The organism is Allomuricauda sp. CP2A (assembly GCF_001683915.1).
Lineage (GTDB): Bacteria > Bacteroidota > Bacteroidia > Flavobacteriales > Flavobacteriaceae > Flagellimonas.
In genome coordinates this window covers 1-2746 of record NZ_LXTT01000112.1, presented here as the reverse complement: position 1 = coordinate 2746, position 2746 = coordinate 1, and the positions used below count along the sequence as shown (strand labels likewise).

5 protein-coding genes are annotated in these 2746 nt (G+C 42.5%); 3 read left to right on the top strand and 2 right to left on the bottom strand.

The genetic code is table 11. The features are described 5' to 3' along the window. Positions 1–601: transposase (locus A7D14_RS13345; RefSeq protein WP_255307462.1), on the bottom strand; the 601-nt coding region annotated here is incomplete at its 3' end. Between the two features lie 241 nt (positions 602–842). Between A7D14_RS13345 and A7D14_RS13340 the strand changes: the two genes are divergently transcribed. The 3 genes from A7D14_RS13340 (at position 843) to A7D14_RS13330 (ending at position 2077) form a co-directional block, all read left to right on the top strand. Continuing rightward, entirely contained in the window at positions 843–1277 is a 435-nt protein-coding gene (locus A7D14_RS13340) for a toxin-antitoxin system YwqK family antitoxin (RefSeq protein WP_067035497.1), read from the top strand. Positions 1278–1479: 202 nt separating this feature from the next. Continuing rightward, on the top strand, positions 1480–1761 hold the full coding sequence (locus A7D14_RS13335; RefSeq protein ID WP_067035493.1) for a type II toxin-antitoxin system RelE/ParE family toxin: 282 nt from the start codon (positions 1480–1482) through the stop codon (positions 1759–1761). 13 nt (positions 1762–1774) lie between these two features. Further along, entirely contained in the window at positions 1775–2077 is a 303-nt protein-coding gene (locus tag A7D14_RS13330; RefSeq protein ID WP_067035490.1) for a HigA family addiction module antitoxin, read from the top strand. Positions 2078–2160: 83 nt separating this feature from the next. Here the strand turns inward: A7D14_RS13330 and A7D14_RS19680 are convergent. Further along, a partial coding sequence (locus A7D14_RS19680; protein WP_255307461.1) for a transposase occupies positions 2161–2746 on the bottom strand: 586 nt, incomplete at its 5' end.

The window sequence follows — 2746 nt, the reverse complement described above, 5'->3', positions numbered from 1 at the left end:
TGGCACTGATGTGGCGGACCTTGCGCAAGTGGGACTCCAATTCCTCTTCAGGTACTTTGAGCTCCAGGGTGTCCATGCTCGCGTTGGCCTTCACGGGGGCCGAATCGATGGCCTGGGTATGCCCGCTCACCATGCCCTTTTCAACGCACATGGCCAGCACCTTGGTAAAGGTCTCCTCGAACACCGCTTCCGGGAACAGTTGGCGCGTCCTGCTTATCGTACTGTGCCAGGGAAGCTCCTCGTCGATATCATATCCTATGAAGAACAGGATGTCGAGCCGCATCGAACAGTGCTCCATGAGCTTGCGGTCGCTGATGATGTTCTCCAGATAGCCGACAAGGCAAAGCTTGAAGAAGACCACCGGGTCGATGCTCTTCTGCCCGCTTTGCCCATAATACCCCTTGGTGAGCGGATATAGGAAATCCAGGTCCAACACACCCTTCAACTTCCTGTAAAAATTGTCCCTTGGCACTCGTTCGCTGAGTTGGAACCGGGCGAACAGCTTTTCCTGATAGTCCTTCTTGCCTTGCATCCCTTTAAGGTACGATCCCTTTCCCGATCGGCAATGATCATCAACGACTTTTTTCGCTAACTTGTGCAACAGGCACAATGTATAAAAATAATAGCGGTTTAATCGCTAAAACGAAAGTAACTAAATATAAAAAAGGTCTGTGTTTAACCGAAAAGTTAGTGCGTGAAAATCCGCTACTATTCTTATACTAGACCGTTGTAGGTAATTTAACCAAACTATGAAAACACCATTTTACATTCTGATTTTAGTTTGTCTATTTAGCTGTAAATCGACTAAAATTATTTCGGAATCGACTACTAAAAAGACGGAAATGGAATTTTATAAAAACGGACTTTTAAAAAGTATTGGACAAATTGATTCTGACTTTCTATCAAAAGCGGCTCGAATTGGACTCTGGAGTGAGTTTTACGAAAATGGAAAACTGAAAGAATCTGGTGAATATGTTTCAGACACATATACCAATTGCTGTACTGGTGGACTATGTGATATGGTTTACAGCTACAAAATTGGTGAGTGGAGTTACTTCTATGAAAGTGGACAACTAAAAGCAAAAGGAATTTATAAACTTGGTAAAAAGCATATTGATACAAGTTGTGAAGGTGGAGACGAAATAAACTTTGGATTTTTAGACAGCAGTTGGAAATTTTATGATAAAAACGGAAACGAAATTGAACCAACAGAAAAAGAACTTAAAGAAATGGATGAAAACGATATGATAGATGAATTTGACGTAATGGGAAAATGAAAAAACTACCTACAACAATGTATAACCGCAATTACGGCGGATTCGACTGCGCTCAGGGCAGGCTAGAATCCACTCGGAATTGCTAACGTCTGTGTTAAACCGAAAATTAACGCATATTAACCCGTGACTGACGGTTATAAAAAACCGTTGCACAAAACAAACTTTATACTTACCTTTAGCGTTAGTAACGTGATACGGAAATATGATAGTTTCCTTTGGCTCGAAAGAGACCGAACAGATTTGGAACGGAATCCGAGTCAAAAAAATGCCGATTGAAGTTCAAAACGTTGGACGTCGGAAATTGAGAATGTTGAACAACTCGCAAGATATTGCCGACTTAAAAATTCCACCCTCAAACCGATTGGAGAAACTGACCGGAAAACTAAACGATTTTTATAGCATTCGGATTAACAAACAATGGCGGATAATATTTCAATGGGATAATGGAAACGCAAGCGGAGTGGAAATAATCGATTATCATTAAAAAAGTAAGAAAAATGGGGAAATTAGCAAATGTGCATCCTGGCGAAGTTTTAAACTTTGAATTTCTTGAGCCACTTGAAATTTCAGCTTATCGACTTTCTAAAGATTTAAAAATACCGCAGACTAGAATTTCGGAAATCATAAAAGGAAGGCGCAGAATAACTGCGGACACTGCTCTTCGTTTGAGCAAATATTTTGGAAACTCTGCTAAATTCTGGCTTGGACTTCAAGATGATTTCGATATAGAAGAGGAACGTGACGAAAAAAAAGCGGAATTGGACGAAATAAAACGATTTGAAAATAAAAACGTTGCCTAACAATGGTAACCGTTGCACAAGCCCCTGATCAGCACCAAAACGGATTGATATAGGCCTCTTTAAGGGGCTTTTTTATTTTCCCATTAACATTGAAGATTGGGCCTTATGTCTTTTTCAAAAGGTCCAAAGAGGAAAATAAGTGCGTTTTTCAGCAAAGTGGACAAAGCAAGTTGCCCCGCCCCACTTTTTACCCGTTTTCCTTCGAATTTCAGGTACTTCTTAAGGTTGTAGGCGATGGCCGCTAGGTGCATGCACTTGTTGGCCTGTCCGAGGCCAATGGTATTTATCTTCCGCAGTCCCATGAACTGGGTCAGGCTACCGAACACCGGTTCCACAGTACTCTGCCGTTTGCCCTTCATATACCTGCCCTGTGGACTTTCGACCCTTTGGATGTTGCGTTCGTATTCTTCGCGATAGTAGGTCACCGAAAATTGTTTCTCGTTCACCTTGCCAAGACAGCTCGAACGTAACGGGCAGCCCTTGCAGATCTTGCTCGATGCACGGTACGACTTCTTTCTGGTCTTGGTACGGCTGTCCAGGAATACTTTTCTGAATGGAATTATCTCGCCTTGCGGACATACATAATGGTCTTGCGTTTCAATGTACTCGAAGCCCGTTGGCCCGCCCTTGTAGGTACCGTGCGGTGGGATGAAGCTTTTAAGGTTCCTT

Excerpts from the sequence above, each read along its gene's own strand:
- A7D14_RS13335 (WP_067035493.1), top strand. The coding sequence starts at position 1,480 with ATGATAGTTTCCTTTGGCTCGAAAGAGACCGAACAGATTTGGAACGGA.
- A7D14_RS13330 (WP_067035490.1), top strand. The coding sequence starts at position 1,775 with ATGGGGAAATTAGCAAATGTGCATCCTGGCGAAGTTTTAAACTTTGAA.
- A7D14_RS13340 (WP_067035497.1), top strand. The coding sequence starts at position 843 with ATGGAATTTTATAAAAACGGACTTTTAAAAAGTATTGGACAAATTGAT.